Genomic DNA, 17,994 nt, shown 5'->3' on the forward strand with positions numbered 1-17,994 from the left:
TGTGCTTGTAAAGCATAAGCTCTTTGCTAGCCCCTTTTGCAAGTTGTTTCAAAAGTTGCGGGGGCTGAAAGTCAAGGTGACTTGAAGATGCCACTAAAGCGCAAGCAATTTTTGAAACAACTTCAATGAGATATAGGAGAAAGAAATGAGTTATACGGTTGATTTAGGCGTCAATGGCGCAGAATTAATTGAGGAGGTGCTAAAAGCCTACCCAGAGAAATCTGCTAAACGCCGCGCAAAACATTTAAACGTGCATGAAGAAGGTAAGTCTGATTGCGATGTTAAATCTAATATTAAATCGCTCCCTGGCGTGATGACCATTCGTGGTTGTGCATACGCTGGTTCAAAAGGTGTGGTTTGGGGTCCAATTAAAGACATGATCCATATCAGCCATGGTCCAGTAGGCTGCGGTCAATACTCATGGGCATCTCGTCGTAACTACTACATTGGTACTACTGGTATTGATTCGTTTGGTACCATGCAATTCACTTCAGATTTCCAAGAAAAAGACATCGTTTTCGGCGGTGATAAAAAACTTGAGAAAATTATGGATGAAATCCAAGAGTTATTCCCACTCAACAAAGGTATCACAGTGCAATCTGAATGCCCTATCGGTTTGATTGGTGATGATATCGAAGCGGTTTCTAAGAAAAAATCTAAAGAATATGATGGCAAAACCATTGTGCCAGTGCGTTGCGAAGGTTTCCGTGGCGTATCTCAATCATTAGGTCACCATATTGCCAATGATGCGGTGCGTGACTTTATTTTTGATAAAACTGATCCAAACAAAAACGAATTCACTGGCACACCTTATGACGTAGCGATTATCGGCGACTACAACATTGGTGGTGATGCTTGGTCTAGCCGTATCTTGCTTGAAGAAATGGGCTTACGTGTAATTGCACAATGGTCTGGCGATGGCTCAATAGCTGAGTTAGAAAACTCACCAAAAGCTAAATTGAACATCCTTCACTGCTACCGTTCAATGAACTACATCAGCCGCCACATGGAAGAAAAGTACGGTATACCTTGGGTTGAGTACAACTTCTTTGGCCCTTCAAAAATTGAAGAGTCATTGCGCAAAATAGCTGGCTTCTTTGACGATTCAATCAAAGAAAAAACTGAAGCAGTCATTGCTAAATACAAGGCACTGACTGATGCCGTCATTGCGAAATACAAACCACGCCTACAAGGTAAAAAAGTGATGTTGTTTGTGGGTGGTTTACGTCCACGTCACGTGATTGGTGCTTATGAAGATTTAGGCATGGAAGTAGTCGGTACTGGTTACGAGTTTGGTCATAACGATGACTATCAACGTACCACTCACTACGTTAAAGACGGTACCTTAATTTACGATGATGTGACTGGTTACGAGTTTGAAAAATTTGTAGAAGCGGTACAACCAGATCTCGTTGGTTCAGGCATTAAAGAAAAATACGTTTTCCAGAAAATGGGCGTACCTTTCCGCCAAATGCACAGCTGGGATTACTCAGGCCCATACCACGGTTATGACGGCTTTGCCATCTTTGCCCGTGACATGGATATGGCAATTAACAACCCAGTGTGGGCGTTGACAAAAACCCCATGGAAAAAAGCAGCTTAAAAGGAGAAATGAAATGAGCCAAAGCGCTGAAAAAGTATTAGACCACTTCAAACTATTCCGTGAACCTGAATACAAGGAAATGTTCGCGAAAAAGAAAGCGGAATTTGAATATCCAGTTCCAAACGAAGCTTTACAACACACTATTGAGTGGACTAAATCCACTGAATACCGTGATAAAAACTTCGCGCGTGAAGCCTTAACTGTAAACCCAGCTAAAGCTTGCCAACCATTAGGCGCAGTGTTTGCTGCTAATGGTTTTGAAGGTACGTTGCCATTCGTACACGGATCACAAGGTTGCGTTGCCTATTATCGCTCGCACTTTAGCCGTCACTTTAAAGAACCAACATCATGCGTATCTTCTTCAATGACTGAAGATGCTGCGGTGTTCGGTGGCTTAAATAATATGATTGATGGTTTAGCTAACTCATACAGCTTGTATAAACCGAAAATGATTGCGGTTTCTACCACTTGTATGGCTGAAGTGATTGGTGATGACTTAAATGCCTTCATCAAAACCTCTAAAGAAAAAGGCAGTGTGCCAGAAGCTTTCGATGTGCCGTTCGCACATACACCAGCTTTCGTTGGTAGCCATATCACAGGTTATGACAATGCTTTACATGGCGTGTTAAAACACTTTTGGGATGGCAAAGCCGGTACGACTGAACCATTAAAACGCGTAGAAAATGAAAGCGTTAACTTCATTGGTGGCTTCGATGGTTATGTAGTGGGTAATAACCGTGAAATCAAACGTATTTTCAATGAGTTTGGAATTAAACATACCATGTTGTGTGACCCTTCAGACGCTTGGGATACGCCAACTGACGGTGAGTTCCGTATGTATGATGGTGGTACAAGCTTAGAAGATGCTGCGAATGCACTTCATGCAAAAGCAACCATCACAATGCAAACTATTAGCACTGAAAAAACCGCTAAATTCATTGAAGAGCATGGCCAAGAAGTTGTTAAATTACACCACCCAGTCGGTGTAGGTGGCACAGATAAATTCATAATGGAGTTATCTCGTATCACGGGTGTAGCGATTCCAGACTCAATCACTAAAGAACGTGGCCGTTTAGTGGATGCAATTGCTGACTCTAGCGCACACATTCATGGTAAGAAATTTGCCTTGTATGGTGATCCAGACTTAATGCTTGGCCTAACAGGTTTCTTGTTAGAGCTTGGTGCTGAGCCAGTCACAGTATTATCAACAAATGGCGATAAGGACTGGGCAGCTAAAGTGCAAGCTCTGTTTGATGCAAGCCCATTTGGTGCTAATTGTAAAGTTTATCCAAAAAGAGATTTGTGGCACTTGCGCTCATTGTTGTTCACAGACCCAGTGGATTTCTTAATTGGTAATACTTACGGTAAATACTTGGATCGTGATACCAAAACACCATTAATTCGTATTGGCTTCCCAATCTTTGATCGCCATCATAAACATCGTTATCCAGTTTGGGGTTATCAAGGTGCGATGAATGTGCTAGTGACTATCCTCGATAAGATTTTTGATGTGATGGATGCAGATACTGATGGTATTGGAACCACTGACTACAGTTTCGACATCATTCGTTAAAACCACTATAAGCACCGCAATTGGCAATGCGCAAGTTGTGGTGCTTATAAAGACAAGGAAAAATCATGGCAAACGTAACATTTAGTTCACCAAAGATGAAAAAAGACCTCACGGTATATGCCACTGCTGGCGACTGTAGCACTTTGCTAGCATTAGCTAAAACACACAAAGTACCTGTGGAGTTTGAATGCGAAAATGGTGAATGCGGTTCATGCGCAGTAGAAGTTGCCATTCTTGGTAATAAGCAGCCAATGGGCGTTCATCTCACTGAAAAAGAAAAGACTGTACTTAAACTGGCGGGCAAAATCACCAAGCAACAGATTGCAGATGCTGAAGTGACTGATATTCCACCACCTTGGCGTCTTGCTTGCCAATTTATTGTGCGTAACGAGGATATTTTGGTTAAGTTCTAACGCTTTTTAGCTTCCTCGGTATAAATCCGAACCTTTATAGCCTCCTCTGGGAGGCTTTTTTTATTAAATGTATCGTTTACTACGCCATTATTTTAAATTGTCGCGTTTGCTACGTGTGACATATTAAATATTTACCTTATAAATCATCAGGTTGAAAATTAAATGCCGTTGGCATGTTGTTTGCTAAACATTAAATGACAACAAACGACAAAGGCATACCGTCATGGCATCGCTCAACGAAAAGGTACAAGACGTTTTTAACGAACCTGCTTGCGATAAAAACCAGGCAAAAGGTGAGAAAGAGCGTAAAAAAGGTTGTACCAAACAGCTCACCCCAGGTGCAGCAGCTGGTGGTTGTGCTTTTGATGGTGCAAAGATCGCCTTACAACCTATCACCGATGTTGCACACTTAGTTCACGGCCCTATCGCTTGCGAAGGCAATGGTTGGGATAATCGCGGCGCCAAGTCGTCAGATTCAAAGCTTTACCGCACTGGCTTTACTACGGATATTAGCGAACTAGATGTGATTTATGGTGGTGAAAAACGCTTATATAAATCCATTCGTGAAGTATTAGAAAAATATAATCCACCAGCAGTATTTGTTTATCAAACTTGTGTGACTGCACTTATCGGCGATGATATTGAAGCCGTTTGTAAGGCAGCTACGACAAAGTTCGGCAAACCAATCATTCCAATTAACGCACCCGGTTTTGTCGGCGCTAAAAACTTAGGTAATAAACTCGCTGGCGAAGCCTTACTTGAGTACGTTATCGGTACGGAAGAGCCAGAGTTAACCACACCTTACGACATTAATATTATTGGTGAGTACAACTTAGCTGGTGAATTGTGGCAAATCAAACCATTGCTGGATGAGCTAGGCATACGCATTTTGGCTTGTATTTCTGGTGATGCTAAATATAAAGAAGTGGCTTATTCACACCGCGCCAAAGCGGCCATGATGGTCTGTTCCAAAGCCATGATTAACGTGGCGCGTAAAATGGAAGAACGCTACAACATTCCTTTCTTTGAAGGCTCGTTCTATGGCATTACTGACACCAGTGAAAGCCTACGCCAAATTTCTAAGTTACTTGTACAACAAGGTGCCGCAGAGGATTTACTCTCACGAACTGAAAAACTCATTTTCCGCGAAGAGACTCGCGCATGGGAAGGCATCAATCGTTATCGCGCTAAATTACAAGGCAAAAAAGTTTTATTGATCACTGGTGGCGTTAAGTCTTGGTCTGTCGTTTCAGCCTTACAAGAAGGCGGCATGGAGATTGTAGGCACTAGCGTTAAGAAATCTACCGATGAAGACAAGGACAAAATCAAAGAGTTGATGGGCGAAGATGCGCATATGTTTGATGATATGCGCCCGCGTGATATGTACGCCATGCTCAAAGAATGCCGTGCTGACATTATGCTATCAGGTGGTCGCAGTCAATTTGTCGCGTTAAAAGTGAAAATGCCATGGTTAGACATTAACCAAGAGCGTCACCACGCTTATGCAGGCTATGTAGGCATGGTTGAGTTAGTTAAGCAGATCGAACAAGCGCTTTATCACCCCGTGTGGGCGCAGGTGCGCAAACCAGCACCTTGGGAAACTGAAGTTTCAGAAGTGTCTGAAGCAAAGGCTGCATGATGGCTATCGTAAACACCAATCACAAAGCTTGTACGGTTAACCCGCTTAAAATGAGCCAACCTATCGGTGCCGCTCTCGCCTTCATGGGTTTGAATAATTGCATGCCGACCCTGCATGGTTCACAGGGCTGCACTTCGTTTGGCTTAGTGTTATTTGTGCGCCATTTCCGCGAAATGATCCCTATGCAAACCACGGCTATGAACGAGGTAAACACTATTCTCGGCGGCATGGAGAACATCGAACAAGCAATCGTCAATATATGGGAGCGCACTAAACCGGCCGTGATTGGTTTGGCTTCTACAGGGCTTACCGAAACAAAAGGCGATGATGTGAATGCCTACATCAAGCTCATTCGCGCAAAACATCCCGAGCTTGCAGATACCGCCATTGTTTATGCATCCACGCCTGACTATGTTGGTGCGTTTCAAGATGGTTGGAGCAAAGCTGCCGTCTGTATCATTCAGGAAACAGCAGAGCCTTGCCAAGTGAAACAGGTCAATCGCGTCAACGTGTTACCAGGCTCTCACTTAACGCCGGCTGATATTGATGAAATACGAGAAATAATTGAATCATTTGGTTTATTTGCAGTGTTTATTCCAGATATTTCTGGCTCTTTAGACGGGCACATTCCTGAAGATTTCACCCCAACTACATTAGGTGGCACAACCGTTTTAGAACTTCGCACCATGGGTGCTGCCCGCGCGACGATTGCGATTGGCGAACAAATGCACGCCGCAGCAATTGAGTTGGAAATGAAAACAGGCGTGCCTTACACCATGTTTGACCGCTTAACAGGTTTAGATGCTAACGATAACTTCGTGCAATTTCTATCTAAGCTTTCTGGTAAACCTGTGGCTTTGAAATATCGCCGCCAACGCAGCCAATTGCAAGATGCAATGTTGGACGCACACTTTTACACAGGCGGAAAAAAAATCGCCATCGGTGCTGAACCAGATTTGTTATGGTCATTGGGTAGTTTTTTGAGCGAAATGGGCTGTGAATTAGCTGCCGTTGTCACAACAACGCAATCGCCATTACTTGAAAAAATGCCAGCCGAAGAAGTGTTAATCGGCGATTTAGAAGACTTAGAAATGCGTGCTAAAGACTGTGATTTACTGATCACGCACTCACACGGCAGGCAGATGGCAGAGCGTTTACATATCCCTTTCTTGCGCTTTGGCATTCCTACTTTTGACCGCCTCGGCGCCGCACACAAATTAACCGTGGGCTATCGCGGTACAAAAGAACTGGCGTTTGAATTAGCCAATACTTTTCTGGCAGAAGACCACGAAGCAACGCCTGATAGCTGGCGAGAAACGTTTCAAGAAATAAATACCGAAGTAGCCAGTGAAGCCCAAACCACCTGCGCCTCAAACGGCAGTTGTTCTAGTTGCAATTAAATTTATTAGGAGACACACATGAAAGTCGCATTCTCAACACAAGACCTCAAACGCGTGGATGCCCACTTTGGCTGGGCTAAGAATATTTCGATTTATGAACTTACGCAAAAGGATTGGACTTTTATTGAAACCGTGCAGTTTGATGGCGACTTAAAACAAGATGGTGACGAAGATAAGTTAGCACCAAAACTAGAGGCCATTAAAGACTGTGCTTTGCTATATGTGGCAGCGATTGGTGGTTCTGCTGCCGCTAGAGTCGTCGCACATAAAATTCATCCAATCAAAGTTTCAGAGCCAGAAGTGATTGAAGAGGTATTAGCAAAACTACGTGATGTGCTTAATGGCACCCCACCTCCATTCTTAAGAAAAGCCATGATGCGCGATCAAGAACGCACATTTGAGTTTGATGAAGAGACCATTTAATAGTAATTGCATTTAATTACTTAGTAAATTTATTCGTAAGTATTAGGAGAAACACATGACATCTACCGCTGCCGCAGTTGCAGAAACACCAACAGCCATTTCTGAAACAGTAATTTCTGACGCTTGGAAGTCTCCATTTGTATTGGAGCTTATCAAACAGTGGCGCGCACAAGACACGCATGGCGCTTGGGAAGGTAAAGATGATGCAACTTTACTTGCGCCTTACCTTATCACCAAAGAACAACGTAAAGAAATGCCAATTATTGGCGACCCAGATCCTGAAACTATTTGGCGTTTAGAGCTTTTTTACAATGCGGTTGGGCTTGCTATCGAACGTGAAACGAAGAATATGGTATCGCCAATGATGAAGATGCACCATGAAGGTTTTGGCAAAATGATTCTGACTGCTGGGCGCTTAGTGGTAGTGAATAAGCAACTGCGCGATGTTCATAGATTTGGTTTTGAAACGATTGAGAAGTTAGCTGCTGAAGGTGAAAAGTTTGTATCTGCTGCTGTTGAGATGATACATAAATTTCCTGAAGTGGCTAATTATAGCTAAAAGAAAAATAGTTAAGGAGTACAAGAAATGACAGAAGTAGAAGCAATTGATGCAATAAAAGCTGAAATCAAAAAGTTAAATGGCCAAGCCACACAGTTAAAAATGGACTTGCATGATTTATCTGAAGATTTGCCGATAGGCTGGGAGAAAATTCCTGAAATAGCCGAAAAAACTTTTAATGCCTATGAACAACTAACAAGTGCACGCAAAAGACTTGCAGGCGTAGGAGGCTAATATGGCATACACCATTACCTTACCAAGTGGCGTGGAATGGATTCCACAGTTTGCTCAAGAAATTGAGGAAGAAAAATGCATCGGTTGTGGTCGTTGCTTCAAAGTTTGTGGTCGCGATGTACTGCAATTGGTTGGAATTGATGAAGATGGCGAGAGAATTGCAGTGGCTACCGAAGACGATGAAGATGCTGATGAATACGTGAGAATGATTATGACGATTGCCCACCCAGAAAACTGCGTAGGTTGTGAAGCTTGCTCTAAAATTTGTCCTAAGAAATGCTACACACATGGCCCAGCAGCTGAATAAATAAAACATCACCATGCAAGCTCAGCCAGTTCATATTTTACGCAAAGCTAGTCAGGTGCATCAGCATCCTGAGCATCAGCATATTGATGAATATGATGACATCGTAAAGTTACTAAAAGAGCATGGTCGTGATGCAAGCGACGAAACTCTGCATGTGGTGGCTTACGTGGCGGACGCTTGCATGGGTAGTAATCATTTATGGCAAGATATGCAGTTGCCAAATCGTCAGGCATTATCAGACTTAATGCTGTACTATTTCCCCACACTCGCGGCTAAAAACACGGGAGATATGAAGTGGAAAAAGTTCTTCTATAAGCAATTATGCGAACGCGAGGATATTTTTATCTGCAAATCGCCGTCTTGTGGCGAGTGTGTAGATTATCAACAATGCTTTGGCAATGAGGACTAAGCAGCGTGACATCATGAATCCCGACCCTAGCATAACAAATACGGTAATCAACAACCACTCTTTGGCAACAGTTCGTGCGTATCACCAGCGTACAAAACATCAATTTACTGCTTACGCACAAGGCCCAGAAACACTTGATTGGGATGCACAGCCCGCCCCTTTTCGGCATTTTGAAAATACTGCAAACATTCAATTACCAAACTTTAATGAAAGCCTAAAAGAACCTGCACTGTTAGCTGCGCTTGAGCGGCCATTTGGCGAATTAGGCGAAGCAATTCAACCTTTACCTTACACATTAAGTACTTTGGGGGCTTTACTACAATTAGCACTTGGCATTACCGCTTGGAAATCATACGGGCCTGATCGCTGGGCAGTACGTGCTAACCCTTCTAGCGGTAACCTTCACCCGATTGAAGCCTATGTGATAGTGGGCGGCTTGCAAGGCGTAGTTGATGGTGTCTACCATTACTGCCCAGACAGCCATGCACTTGAATGTCGTGCGGAATTAAGGTTTGAGGCGGATAGCTCACCCTCACTACAAATCGGGCTAAGTACAGTCATGTGGCGCGAAGCATGGAAATATGGTGAGCGCGCATTTCGATACTGCCAATTAGATACAGGTCATGCGATTGGCTCGTTAAGTTATGCCGCACAAGTGTTAGGTTGGTCATTGACCGAAAAAACCGACATTACAACGGACGCATTAGCACATTTGCTAGGTGTAGATAGAAGTGCAGATTTTCCAGCAAGCCGTCAAGTTGAAACTGAGCGTGAAGAGGCGGTAGTATTGCTGGGAGTGTCATTCAACAGCCAACAGCCACATATGGTTAAATCTGCCCCACCAGAACAATGGCATGGAATCGCATCTACCATCGATGCTCATCCATTCTATCGCTGGCCTATTATTGATGAAGTAGCACTTGCCTCAAGGTATAAGGCAAATAATTCAAACTTGAGCACGAAGCTCCCTACAAATATTATTAATGCCAGCACCAAAAACAACCTAATAAGTGCGGCCAGTGTAATTCTAGGCCGCCGCAGTGCGCAACGCTTTAATGCCAACCATGTGATGCCCGCGCAGGATTTTATCGCGATGCTTGAGGCATTGTTGCCAAAAGATACTGCCCCGTGGAATGCATTAACATCAGCACCAAGCATCAATCTATTTCTTTTTGTACATCGCGTAGAAAGCTTTAAAGCTGGACTTTATCTACTCACTCGAACACCAAGACTTAGCCCGCAACTGGATGGTCTTTTAAAACAGAATTTTGAGTATGAGCCTGTTACGAATGTCCCCGCGCATTTAAATCTACAGTTTCTTACACCGTCTCCAGTGAGTGATTTAAACCGTATTGCACGTAGCCTTCACTGTCATCAAGACATTGCTTCTAATGCCTGCTTTGCACTTGGCATGTTAACTGAGTATAACGCAGTGCTTGTCGATAACCCCAGTGGCTATCGCAGCATACATAGAGAAGCTGGGTTCATAGGCCAAGTACTTTATTTACAAGCGGAAATGTTTGGTTTGCGTGGCACTGGCATTGGTTGTTTTTTTGATGACCCAATTCACGAGCTACTGGGTTTGACCGATGAAACATTTCAAACCATTTATCACTTCACTGTGGGTTTGCCGCTTGACGACACGCGCATTGAAAATGTTCCAACCTTTTCATTAACCAATACTTAAGCGAGAATATCATGAGAACCGCATTCCAACGTATTTCACCTCAACATGCATCTGACCTTATTCTACGCGCCAGAGCCGGCATTAAACCACTGGCACTTTTTGACTCTAGAGATGCTGCAAGTTATCAAAAATCCCACATTATTGGCACAGACCATCTGACCGAGCATGACTTTGGCGAAGTCATCGCCAATTTACCTAAAAGCGTGCCAGTGATGATTTACTGTTACCACGGCAATGCTAGCCAAGTGTATGCCAGCATGTTTGCAGACTTTCAATATAATGAAGTTTATAGTGTCGATGGTGGCTACGAGGCTCTTGTACCAGCGCTTTCAGAAACTCCGAAATTACATTCTCAATCTAGCGTCACGTTAACAGAGTTCATTGAAGAACATCAATTTGACGCAGAAGACCTAAATTCACCATGGCATCATGCCTTAACGCCACTGATGCGCGCAGCCTTATTTGGCAATGAGTCTTTGGTAACAGAATTGCTCGCATTAGGCGTTAATATTCATATGCGCAACTTGGACGGCAACAACGCTTTGTGGTTAGCCTGCGTATCTGGAAACTTGGCGATTATTAAGCTATTTCTCGAAGCTGGCATTGATATTGATAACCGCAATGTCACAGGCGCCACGACTTTGATGTATACCGCATCAAGCGGCAAACATGAGTTAACAAAACTACTGTTAGATCATGGAGCAGATCCATTTATTCGTAATGATGACGATTATCTTGCCATAGAGCTTGCTGCAAGCGAGGAGTGCCTTAAATTGTTAAGACATACTGCATCTTAATGACTATTTTAATGTTGTTTTTATATGGTCGAGACAACAACTCAAATCGTTAACCAATGATTATGAGAAAACCCTCATTGCTTGAACGTCTTAGGGCTAAGAAGCGTACCCAATCTATGATTATCGGTGTTACTTGGTACACCGACGAAACTTGGTTGATTGTAAAAGCCGCAGCGTCAGACCCTGAATGTTTTGAAGAGTCATTTTCAGCTTGGGAAGCAATGGCTGTAACTGCTCGAAGAGATTTGCAACGCTCAGGAGCGCGCACCTTAGAGTTTCACATCACTCCGCAAGAACTGTTTGATTGGTGCGAGCAGAATAAAAAGGTGAATAATGCCGAATCAAGAGCTGAGTTTGTATCAGAAATGTTGATGGCAGCGCACAACAGGTAAGTTAACTAGCGCACGTGAAAAATAACTCATTATTGAGGGCTGTAGAGTATGGCGGATTTTATAATTTGAATCCGCCATATTAAAACTTAAGTTTACACGCTCAGTATTTCAATGATTAAATCTTCTTCACCAACAATTGTTTGGCAGGCAAGGCGAGATTTAGAACCTACACCCACAGTCATATCTAAACGCTCATTTTCTGCAGGCTTAATTTTAGAGACGCTTTTACGACCTTCTATTACTGAAATATGGCAAGAGCCACATTCAGCTTTGCCATCACATTTATGCGCAATTGTTTCACCGCCAGCCAATAAAGCTGCAAGTATGCTAATTCCAGATGAAGTTTGATAGATTTTACCTGAAGGTTGAACAGTAATTGAGGGCATTGCTTTTACTCCTTTAATCATAAAATATTTGTCTAATTTGTCGCAAACGCAACAACAGAAGCACCTAAAAGTAGTGCATATATGACTAAAAGCAAAGGCTATACCAGCTTTAAATTAAAGCGCGTTTTTTAAGTGAATAAGGCTTGTTAAAACGTTATGGCAGTAATCTATATGATTATTCAAGTTTTAATATCATCGGATTAAATGCTTTTGATACCAGCATCACAGCATCTCCTACGCTTAACTTGAGTGCTTCTTCAGGCATGGCAACCACTCTAACAATTTGATTGCCCACTAACACCGTTAATGAATACAAAACATCCATGGGTTCTAACGCAAGAATCTCGCCTGTAAACCGAAACTTCCCGCTGGTTTGCCCCGCACTGAATACATCGGCTGGGGTGCCATGTTGTGCAATACGCCCTGCTTCCATTACAAAAACACGTTTGGCGAGTTTATAAACTTCACTTACATCGTGGCTCACGATAATTGTTGTAATCCCCAAGCTTCTTTGCAGCCTTAACACCTCATTATGTAAGCGACTTCGCATTTCTGTATCTAAGGCTGAAAATGGCTCATCAAGCAATAATAAACTAGGCTCTGAGGCTAAAGCACGCGCTAAAGCAACGCGTTGCTTTTGGCCGCCAGACAGTGTTTCTGGCTTTTGATGTTGCAACTCACCAAGGTTCATCAGCTCAATGAGCTCGTTGATGCGATGCGTGCTGCTGCCTTTGCGTAAGGCAAACTCCACATTGCCTCGCACGGTCATGTTAGGAAATAAAGCGTAGTCCTGAAACATATAACCAACTCTACGCAGTTGAGGTTCAAGATTAATGCGTAGGCGCGTATCAACCCAGGTATTTCCATTAAATTTAATGTTGGCTTGGTCAGCTTGTTCTAAGCCAGCCAAACAGCGTAATAGTGTAGTTTTTCCTACTCCTGATGGCCCATACAGTGCAACAAATTCGCCTTTGGCAATCTGCAACTCAACATCTAACTCAAAGCTTCCATTTGCGCCAATGAGCCGTTTATTAATCTGCGCCTTTATCATTTACGCGCCTTACGATTAACCATATAAACAACCATCAAAATAGCAAACGATGACAATACTAGTACGCCCGCATAGAAATTGGCGACGTCATAGTGTAATGATTCCACTTCATCATAAATGGCGATTGACGCCACTCGAGTTGAATTAGGTAAGTTGCCGCCTATCATCATCACCACGCCAAATTCACCTACCGTATGCGCAAAAGCTAACACGGTGCCTGAAATCAAAGCGGGTTTAATATTGGGTAATAAAACGCGAAAGAAAATCTGCACATTTGATTTTCCTAATACTTTTGCAGCATCTGTTAGCGACTTTGGCAGGTTCTGAAAAGCAGCCTGAACAGGATGCACGATAAAAGGAAAGCTGAAAATAACGGAAGCAATGACTAAGCCTGCAAAGCTAAAGGCTAGTCTAATACCTAGTTCTTTATCCAGCCAACTACCAAACCAATGTTCTGGGCTAAATGCGAGCAATAAGTAAAACCCCAGTACAGAAGGCGGAAGCACTAATGGCATGCTCACCAGCGATTCAACAACTGGTTTAAAGCGAATTTTAGTGTTAGCTAACCACCAAGCAAAAGGAATGGCAATGATCAGTAAAATCGCCGTGGTGACGGTAGCTAACTTAAAAGTGAGTATTAATGGTTGAATATCATAAGTCATCATGACCCGCCATTAATGCAATCTCGTTTGCTTTTATTAGCGCTTCTAATGGGTCGCCCGGTTTAATCTCTAAGCGGTCAATCGCTCGGCTAGTAATCACACTCACCAAGCGCTTGCCTGCATAATCAAGTGTTACCGCACTTAAAATGTCCCCACGCACAACATTCTTAACGACTACTGGAATACGGTTACGTAAACTAATCATTCCACTTAAGTTCTTTGCCAGTGCAATTTCGGTTTCTTTAAACAATAACGTCACTTCACTGCCTACTTGTAAATAGTCTGCTGTTGCAGGCGTTTCTAACAAGGTCGCCGTAAATACATCTTGACCAACCGCCACGTCTACCAATGACATGTGGTTGTTGCTGTCTATTGCTACAATCTGGCCTTTTAAGCTATTCAAGGTACTTTCAACGCTTTCACTGCATATCCATTCTTTGCAAAAATTTCACGTGCTTTAGCTGACATAACAAAGTCGTAAAACTTACGTGCCGCATCACCATTGACCTCTGAGCCGTGCTTCAGAATTACAATCCCTTGCGCAATCGGTTCATAACTTTCAGGTGGCACATTCACCCATTGTCCTTTACCGGCAGCCTCAGATGCTAATACGATAGATTTTGCGCTAAAGCCTACGTCCACAACTTTGGCATCAACATATTGGCTGACTTGCGAAATGCTTTCACCATAAACCAACTTTGGTTCAACAACAGCCCTCACTTTATAATAATCTAAAACCTTAAGGGCTTGCTTGCCAAATGGAGCAACTTTAGGATTAGCAATGGCTACTTTGACAATACTTTTATCTGCCAAAAATGCCACGCCTTTACTCAAATCTACACCCTTATCAGTCCATAACACCAGTTGACCATAGGCATAAGGTTTAGCCCTTGTGGTGGCAAAGCCATCTTTATACAAGCCATTTGGAAAATCCATATCGGCAGACATGAATACATCAAAAGGCGCACCGTTGCGCACTTGTGTCGCAATTTTACCAGAGGCATTCAACACACTTTGCGTTTCTATTCCTGTTTCTTTTTTAAACGCTACCGCAAGGTCATCGAATACATATTTTAGATTTCCCGCTATTGCAACAGTCAAAACCTCTGCGTTAGCGAACGGTGCGGTCAACATGCTAATGACTAATAACGCTTTAATTAGATTTTTCAAACTATTTTCCTGTTAAAAGCACATCTAAGCATTATCATCAAAAACCTTCTCATTCGTCATCACACAAAACCCAAGATATGTAGTGTATACCACATATTTTTCGTCTATATTAATCCACAAATGAGAATAATTCAGGTGAGCTTTTATGAAAAACTCTTAGCCACAACAAAGTGGCTGGTACTAATGAACGTACAGCAAACCAAACCGCATCTTTCATAGACTCGTCTGTTTTCATAAACTGAATGCTTAAAGCTGACCAAGCTTCCCAATCGATTTCTATCATTCTTTGCTTAATTTCATAAGGTAAATTAAACGTGGTATCGGTCATTGCACGAAGTTGTCTTAAGACCTCTTGCTGAGTAATACGGCTAGCAAAAAATTCATCATACTCAAGCCCCTCTGTCATAATCAGAATCGAATTACCCGCTTCTTGCAAAATACCTAGCATTGCACCAGATACTATCGTCATACAGAGGCTCCTGTAGCATAAGATTCAATCACTGAAGCCCCAACAGAGTCATCAGGATCGATTTCACGCAGTTTGGCCAAAATTACATTCGCATCTGCAATACGTAGTTGGCGCAGACGAATAAAGGCTAACGCTTTCAAACTAAACAAATAAAAATGCTGCGGCGAACTAACTATTGACCAATCGCAACTGTCTTTTTTTTGTAAACGCCAGTCAGCCTCAATCTTAGCCTGCCTGGCAGCAGCATCTAGCGCAAGACAAGTTTGCCGTTCAGCGTCACTTAATCGCTTATGGTTAAAATAAAACTTATAAAGGGTATAGTAAACTTGCAAGCAATCGGGGTCGGTCGCTTGCGCTCTCAATAACAATGATTCCGCATCACGCCAATCATGCGAGCAAGCCGCTGCATTAAGGTAACCTAGGATGCGTGGCGGCAAGTCTTCTGTGGCGACAAACCCCTTTAAAGATTGATTACCAGACACTTTCAGGTACTTTTAAGCGTTCCACTACTTGATCACCAAGCAAATGTTCATCAATGATTGCCGCGACATCTTCTTTAGTGACGCCGCCGTACATAATTCCTTCAGGATAAACCAACACATTTGGGCCACTGTCACATGGGCCAAGACAGCCTGAATTAGTCACAGCAAATTTTTCCCATAGATTACGGGCTTGTAATTGTCCCCAAAAAGCCTGCAAAATCTCGTTGCCACCTTTGCCTTGGCAAGAGCCACGTGGGTGGTTTGGTGGTCGCGCTTGATTGCATACAAATACTTGTTTAGGTGGTTTTGGCATCATGTTTCCTTTTATATTTTGGCAAATTCTTTTGTATTAGTAAGTTATGCTGGCTTAACTGTCACATCGCCTAAGACCATCGCTTGGCAAGCAAGGCGGTTATTCGGTTTGGCAAACTTTTGTTTAAGTAAATCTATTTCAAGCGGCGAAGGGACAGATAGATTTGCCGCGCCTTCGAGCACATCAACCATACAGTCACCACAGTCATTTTCTTTGCAGCCAAACGGTATGCTAGCACCGATTTTTTCTGCCACTTCAACAATGCGCGTTCCGCGTGGTACGGCTACGGTTGTTTTGATGTCAGCAAATGTAATATTATATTTAGGCATAATCTTTCCTTACAAAGGTGCGACGACAACGTCACCAAAAACCTGCGTTTGACAAGCAAGGCGGCAATTTTTACCGATGAAATTTTCACGCTGCATTTTTGCTTGTAAAGCATCAATGTCTTTTGTGGCACGCCACCCGTCCATGATTTCTTGATAGCGAGCAAGCAGCACGGCTTTCTCTTCTTTAGAGATTGCCGACATATTTTCTTTGCCCTTAATCACTTCAAACAAGCAAACTCCGCAATCGCCTTCGCGGCAGTTGTAAGCGATATACGAACCAACCGCTTCTGATATTTCGATAATTCGCGTGCCGACTGGGACATTGACTGTCACGTTGACGTCAGAGAATGTAACTTTTGCTTTGGCCATAATTCACTTCCTATTTTTGTTGCATTAACAGTATTTGATTATTAGTATTGCTTTAATTGATCAATTCTTTGCGTGAAGCAAGCAATGTCGCCATATCGATAACACGTGGCGCATTCACACCCATTAAGTGCTCGCCAGCTTCTTGTCCATACTTGCGGCATTGCTCTAGTTCATCTAATGAAGGAATCAACTTGATGCGCACGCCATCTAGTGGCAAGCGCATCTTTAAGCCACGCATTCTGTCTTCTAACATGCGAACCGCTTCGCCAGACCAGCCAAATGAACCAAAAGCACCAGCTAGCTTGCCTTTCACATTAATCTTGGCAAAGGATGAAACCAAATCCCATGCGGGTTTTACGGCATCACCATTAATGGTGGGAGAGCCAATTAAAATGCCGTCAGCGTCTTCAACCAAATCAACAAACAAGTCGGAATCGCCACCTTCCATGTCGTACAATGAAGCACGCACCCCTGCAACTTGTTCAGCACCATCACGAATCATTCGTGCCATTTGCGTGGTACTGCCATAAGCGCTGATGTAGAAAATCAATAAAGTCTTCTCGTCCGCATTCACTTCACTTTGTAAGCCCTGCCCACTTAAATCGCGATAGCGTTGTATATAACTGGTTGGCTTATCGCGTAATATCGGTCCGTGGGTTGGTGCAATGATATTAATCGGCAAAGGCTCAATGAGTTGTAGCGCATTAATTACATGCTCACGGAAAGGCCGCATAATGTGTGCGTAGTAATACTCAAAGGCAAAGCGAAAGTCCCCTACTTTGTCATTGAATAAACGCTCATCGCAAAAATGACAGCCAAATACATCACCAGAAAATAAAATACATTCTTCTTCTAAATAAGTGCATTGCGTATCTGGCCAATGTAAATAAGGCGTGTGCAAGAATTTAAGCGTACGGTCGCCTAGGCTAATCGTGTCACCAGTGCCAACTGAAGTAAATTCCACATCCTGTTGATTGAGCAATGCTTTAATCATCAATTGCGCTGATTGGGAAATATATAATTTAGCCTGTGGCGCACGGCGCATCAACTCTGGCAATGCGCCTGTATGGTCTGGTTCTAAGTGATTAAGGATGATGACCTTAATTTCATCATACCGAGCAACCGCTTCTAATCGCTCGAAAAACTGATCGGCACATTCGGCTTTAACGGTATCGACCACCGCCACTCCATCGCTACCACGCACCGCATAAGCGTTGTACGTCGTGCCGTTTGGGGTTTTAAGTATGATGTCAAAGCTACGCATATCAGGGTCTAAAGCCCCTATCCATTGCACCCGCTCTGAAAGCCATACTGGCGATTTGGTCAT

24 protein-coding genes are annotated in these 17,994 nt (G+C 43.1%); 13 read left to right on the forward strand and 11 right to left on the reverse strand.

All coding sequences use genetic code 11. The features are described 5' to 3' along the window. Positions 1-145 precede the first annotated feature (145 nt). The 13 genes from nifD to PSV17_RS13435 all read left to right on the forward strand — a co-directional run bounded on the left by nifD (position 146) and on the right by PSV17_RS13435 (position 11,436). The gene (nifD, locus tag PSV17_RS13375) at positions 146-1,603 is read left to right on the forward strand and encodes a nitrogenase molybdenum-iron protein alpha chain (protein WP_300483513.1); all 1,458 of its coding nucleotides are present in this window, start codon (positions 146-148) and stop codon (positions 1,601-1,603) included. Positions 1,604-1,616: 13 nt separating this feature from the next. Continuing rightward, a complete protein-coding gene (gene nifK, locus PSV17_RS13380; protein ID WP_300483514.1) occupies positions 1,617-3,176 on the forward strand; it encodes a nitrogenase molybdenum-iron protein subunit beta in 1,560 nt (519 codons plus the stop codon). 65 nt (positions 3,177-3,241) lie between these two features. Beyond that, entirely contained in the window at positions 3,242-3,589 is a 348-nt protein-coding gene (locus tag PSV17_RS13385; RefSeq protein ID WP_300483517.1) for a 2Fe-2S iron-sulfur cluster-binding protein, read from the forward strand. 223 nt (positions 3,590-3,812) lie between these two features. Continuing rightward, positions 3,813-5,228: a nitrogenase iron-molybdenum cofactor biosynthesis protein NifE gene (gene nifE / locus PSV17_RS13390; protein WP_300483520.1), complete on the forward strand. Its 1,416-nt coding sequence runs from the start codon at positions 3,813-3,815 to the stop codon at positions 5,226-5,228. Next, complete coding sequence (gene nifN / locus PSV17_RS13395; protein WP_300483522.1) at positions 5,225-6,628, forward strand: nitrogenase iron-molybdenum cofactor biosynthesis protein NifN; 1,404 nt, start codon at positions 5,225-5,227, stop codon at positions 6,626-6,628. The genes nifE and nifN overlap by 4 nt, the downstream gene beginning before the upstream one ends. 18 nt (positions 6,629-6,646) lie before the next feature. Beyond that, on the forward strand, positions 6,647-7,051 hold the full coding sequence (nifX, locus tag PSV17_RS13400) for a nitrogen fixation protein NifX (RefSeq protein ID WP_300483524.1): 405 nt from the start codon (positions 6,647-6,649) through the stop codon (positions 7,049-7,051). Between the two features lie 55 nt (positions 7,052-7,106). Further along, positions 7,107-7,610 carry a NifX-associated nitrogen fixation protein gene (locus PSV17_RS13405; protein ID WP_300483525.1) on the forward strand — a complete coding sequence of 168 codons (504 nt, stop codon included), beginning with the start codon at positions 7,107-7,109 and terminating at the stop codon, positions 7,608-7,610. Between the two features lie 27 nt (positions 7,611-7,637). Further along, entirely contained in the window at positions 7,638-7,844 is a 207-nt protein-coding gene (locus PSV17_RS13410; RefSeq protein WP_300483527.1) for a CCE_0567 family metalloprotein, read from the forward strand. 1 nt (position 7,845) lies between these two features. Next, on the forward strand, positions 7,846-8,151 hold the full coding sequence (fdxB, locus tag PSV17_RS13415; protein WP_300483529.1) for a ferredoxin III, nif-specific: 306 nt from the start codon (positions 7,846-7,848) through the stop codon (positions 8,149-8,151). A 13-nt stretch (positions 8,152-8,164) separates the two neighbouring features. After that, on the forward strand, positions 8,165-8,560 hold the full coding sequence (locus tag PSV17_RS13420) for a nitrogen fixation protein NifQ (RefSeq protein WP_300483530.1): 396 nt from the start codon (positions 8,165-8,167) through the stop codon (positions 8,558-8,560). Positions 8,561-8,573: 13 nt separating this feature from the next. Continuing rightward, positions 8,574-10,247, forward strand: a complete 1,674-nt coding sequence (locus PSV17_RS13425; protein WP_300483532.1) for a SagB family peptide dehydrogenase — start codon at positions 8,574-8,576, stop codon at positions 10,245-10,247. Positions 10,248-10,258: 11 nt separating this feature from the next. Then, complete coding sequence (locus tag PSV17_RS13430; RefSeq protein ID WP_300483535.1) at positions 10,259-11,044, forward strand: ankyrin repeat domain-containing protein; 786 nt, start codon at positions 10,259-10,261, stop codon at positions 11,042-11,044. Positions 11,045-11,106: 62 nt separating this feature from the next. Continuing rightward, positions 11,107-11,436 (forward strand): hypothetical protein, encoded by a 330-nt coding sequence (locus PSV17_RS13435; RefSeq protein ID WP_300483537.1) that lies wholly within the window; start codon positions 11,107-11,109, stop codon positions 11,434-11,436. A 92-nt stretch (positions 11,437-11,528) separates the two neighbouring features. Here PSV17_RS13435 and PSV17_RS13440 read toward each other — a convergent pair whose 3' ends face one another. The 11 genes from PSV17_RS13440 to PSV17_RS13490 form a co-directional block, all read right to left on the reverse strand. Next, positions 11,529-11,822 carry a 2Fe-2S iron-sulfur cluster-binding protein gene (locus PSV17_RS13440; protein WP_300483538.1) on the reverse strand — a complete coding sequence of 98 codons (294 nt, stop codon included), beginning with the start codon at positions 11,820-11,822 and terminating at the stop codon, positions 11,529-11,531. A 175-nt stretch (positions 11,823-11,997) separates the two neighbouring features. Next, positions 11,998-12,873 (reverse strand): ATP-binding cassette domain-containing protein, encoded by an 876-nt coding sequence (locus tag PSV17_RS13445; protein WP_300483540.1) that lies wholly within the window; start codon positions 12,871-12,873, stop codon positions 11,998-12,000. After that, positions 12,870-13,538, reverse strand: coding sequence for a molybdate ABC transporter permease subunit (modB, locus tag PSV17_RS13450; protein WP_300483543.1), 669 nt, complete (start codon positions 13,536-13,538; stop codon positions 12,870-12,872). The genes PSV17_RS13445 and modB overlap by 4 nt, the downstream gene beginning before the upstream one ends. Beyond that, positions 13,525-13,938, reverse strand: coding sequence for a TOBE domain-containing protein (locus PSV17_RS13455; RefSeq protein WP_300483544.1), 414 nt, complete (start codon positions 13,936-13,938; stop codon positions 13,525-13,527). Before PSV17_RS13455 ends, modB begins: the two co-directional genes overlap by 14 nt. Further along, a complete protein-coding gene (gene modA / locus PSV17_RS13460) occupies positions 13,935-14,705 on the reverse strand; it encodes a molybdate ABC transporter substrate-binding protein (RefSeq protein WP_300483546.1) in 771 nt (256 codons plus the stop codon). Before modA ends, PSV17_RS13455 begins: the two co-directional genes overlap by 4 nt. Positions 14,706-14,814: 109 nt before the next feature. Then, on the reverse strand, positions 14,815-15,174 hold the full coding sequence (locus tag PSV17_RS13465) for a hypothetical protein (protein WP_300483549.1): 360 nt from the start codon (positions 15,172-15,174) through the stop codon (positions 14,815-14,817). Beyond that, positions 15,171-15,656, reverse strand: coding sequence for a hypothetical protein (locus tag PSV17_RS13470; protein WP_300483552.1), 486 nt, complete (start codon positions 15,654-15,656; stop codon positions 15,171-15,173). Before PSV17_RS13470 ends, PSV17_RS13465 begins: the two co-directional genes overlap by 4 nt. Then, complete coding sequence (locus tag PSV17_RS13475; RefSeq protein WP_300483554.1) at positions 15,646-15,969, reverse strand: (2Fe-2S) ferredoxin domain-containing protein; 324 nt, start codon at positions 15,967-15,969, stop codon at positions 15,646-15,648. Before PSV17_RS13475 ends, PSV17_RS13470 begins: the two co-directional genes overlap by 11 nt. A gap of 44 nt (positions 15,970-16,013) precedes the next feature. Then, positions 16,014-16,298, reverse strand: a complete 285-nt coding sequence (locus PSV17_RS13480; protein WP_300483557.1) for a 2Fe-2S iron-sulfur cluster-binding protein — start codon at positions 16,296-16,298, stop codon at positions 16,014-16,016. 9 nt (positions 16,299-16,307) lie between these two features. Beyond that, positions 16,308-16,667: a 2Fe-2S iron-sulfur cluster binding domain-containing protein gene (locus tag PSV17_RS13485; RefSeq protein ID WP_300483560.1), complete on the reverse strand. Its 360-nt coding sequence runs from the start codon at positions 16,665-16,667 to the stop codon at positions 16,308-16,310. A gap of 52 nt (positions 16,668-16,719) precedes the next feature. After that, positions 16,720-17,994 carry an FprA family A-type flavoprotein gene (locus tag PSV17_RS13490; RefSeq protein WP_300483562.1) on the reverse strand — a complete coding sequence of 425 codons (1,275 nt, stop codon included), beginning with the start codon at positions 17,992-17,994 and terminating at the stop codon, positions 16,720-16,722.

It is taken from the genome of Methylotenera sp. (genome assembly GCF_029946165.1).
Taxonomy (GTDB): domain Bacteria; phylum Pseudomonadota; class Gammaproteobacteria; order Burkholderiales; family Methylophilaceae; genus Methylotenera.

What these genes read in the sequence shown, in the direction of transcription:
- PSV17_RS13430 (WP_300483535.1), top strand. Translation starts at nt 10,259, where the DNA reads ATGAGAACCGCATTCCAACGTATTTCACCTCAACATGCATCTGACCTT.
- PSV17_RS13425 (WP_300483532.1), top strand. Translation starts at nt 8,574, where the DNA reads ATGAATCCCGACCCTAGCATAACAAATACGGTAATCAACAACCACTCT.
- PSV17_RS13385 (WP_300483517.1), top strand. Translation starts at nt 3,242, where the DNA reads ATGGCAAACGTAACATTTAGTTCACCAAAGATGAAAAAAGACCTCACG.
- nifK (WP_300483514.1), top strand. Translation starts at nt 1,617, where the DNA reads ATGAGCCAAAGCGCTGAAAAAGTATTAGACCACTTCAAACTATTCCGT.
- PSV17_RS13445 (WP_300483540.1), bottom strand. Translation starts at nt 12,873, where the DNA reads ATGATAAAGGCGCAGATTAATAAACGGCTCATTGGCGCAAATGGAAGC.
- PSV17_RS13410 (WP_300483527.1), top strand. Translation starts at nt 7,638, where the DNA reads ATGACAGAAGTAGAAGCAATTGATGCAATAAAAGCTGAAATCAAAAAG.
- PSV17_RS13485 (WP_300483560.1), bottom strand. Translation starts at nt 16,667, where the DNA reads ATGGCCAAAGCAAAAGTTACATTCTCTGACGTCAACGTGACAGTCAAT.
- modB (WP_300483543.1), bottom strand. Translation starts at nt 13,538, where the DNA reads ATGATGACTTATGATATTCAACCATTAATACTCACTTTTAAGTTAGCT.
- nifD (WP_300483513.1), top strand. Translation starts at nt 146, where the DNA reads ATGAGTTATACGGTTGATTTAGGCGTCAATGGCGCAGAATTAATTGAG.
- PSV17_RS13480 (WP_300483557.1), bottom strand. Translation starts at nt 16,298, where the DNA reads ATGCCTAAATATAATATTACATTTGCTGACATCAAAACAACCGTAGCC.
- nifN (WP_300483522.1), top strand. Translation starts at nt 5,225, where the DNA reads ATGATGGCTATCGTAAACACCAATCACAAAGCTTGTACGGTTAACCCG.
- PSV17_RS13475 (WP_300483554.1), bottom strand. Translation starts at nt 15,969, where the DNA reads ATGCCAAAACCACCTAAACAAGTATTTGTATGCAATCAAGCGCGACCA.
- PSV17_RS13465 (WP_300483549.1), bottom strand. Translation starts at nt 15,174, where the DNA reads ATGACGATAGTATCTGGTGCAATGCTAGGTATTTTGCAAGAAGCGGGT.
- PSV17_RS13440 (WP_300483538.1), bottom strand. Translation starts at nt 11,822, where the DNA reads ATGCCCTCAATTACTGTTCAACCTTCAGGTAAAATCTATCAAACTTCA.
- nifE (WP_300483520.1), top strand. Translation starts at nt 3,813, where the DNA reads ATGGCATCGCTCAACGAAAAGGTACAAGACGTTTTTAACGAACCTGCT.
- PSV17_RS13405 (WP_300483525.1), top strand. Translation starts at nt 7,107, where the DNA reads ATGACATCTACCGCTGCCGCAGTTGCAGAAACACCAACAGCCATTTCT.
- PSV17_RS13435 (WP_300483537.1), top strand. Translation starts at nt 11,107, where the DNA reads ATGAGAAAACCCTCATTGCTTGAACGTCTTAGGGCTAAGAAGCGTACC.
- nifX (WP_300483524.1), top strand. Translation starts at nt 6,647, where the DNA reads ATGAAAGTCGCATTCTCAACACAAGACCTCAAACGCGTGGATGCCCAC.
- PSV17_RS13490 (WP_300483562.1), bottom strand. Translation starts at nt 17,994, where the DNA reads ATGACCAAATCGCCAGTATGGCTTTCAGAGCGGGTGCAATGGATAGGG.
- fdxB (WP_300483529.1), top strand. Translation starts at nt 7,846, where the DNA reads ATGGCATACACCATTACCTTACCAAGTGGCGTGGAATGGATTCCACAG.
- PSV17_RS13420 (WP_300483530.1), top strand. Translation starts at nt 8,165, where the DNA reads ATGCAAGCTCAGCCAGTTCATATTTTACGCAAAGCTAGTCAGGTGCAT.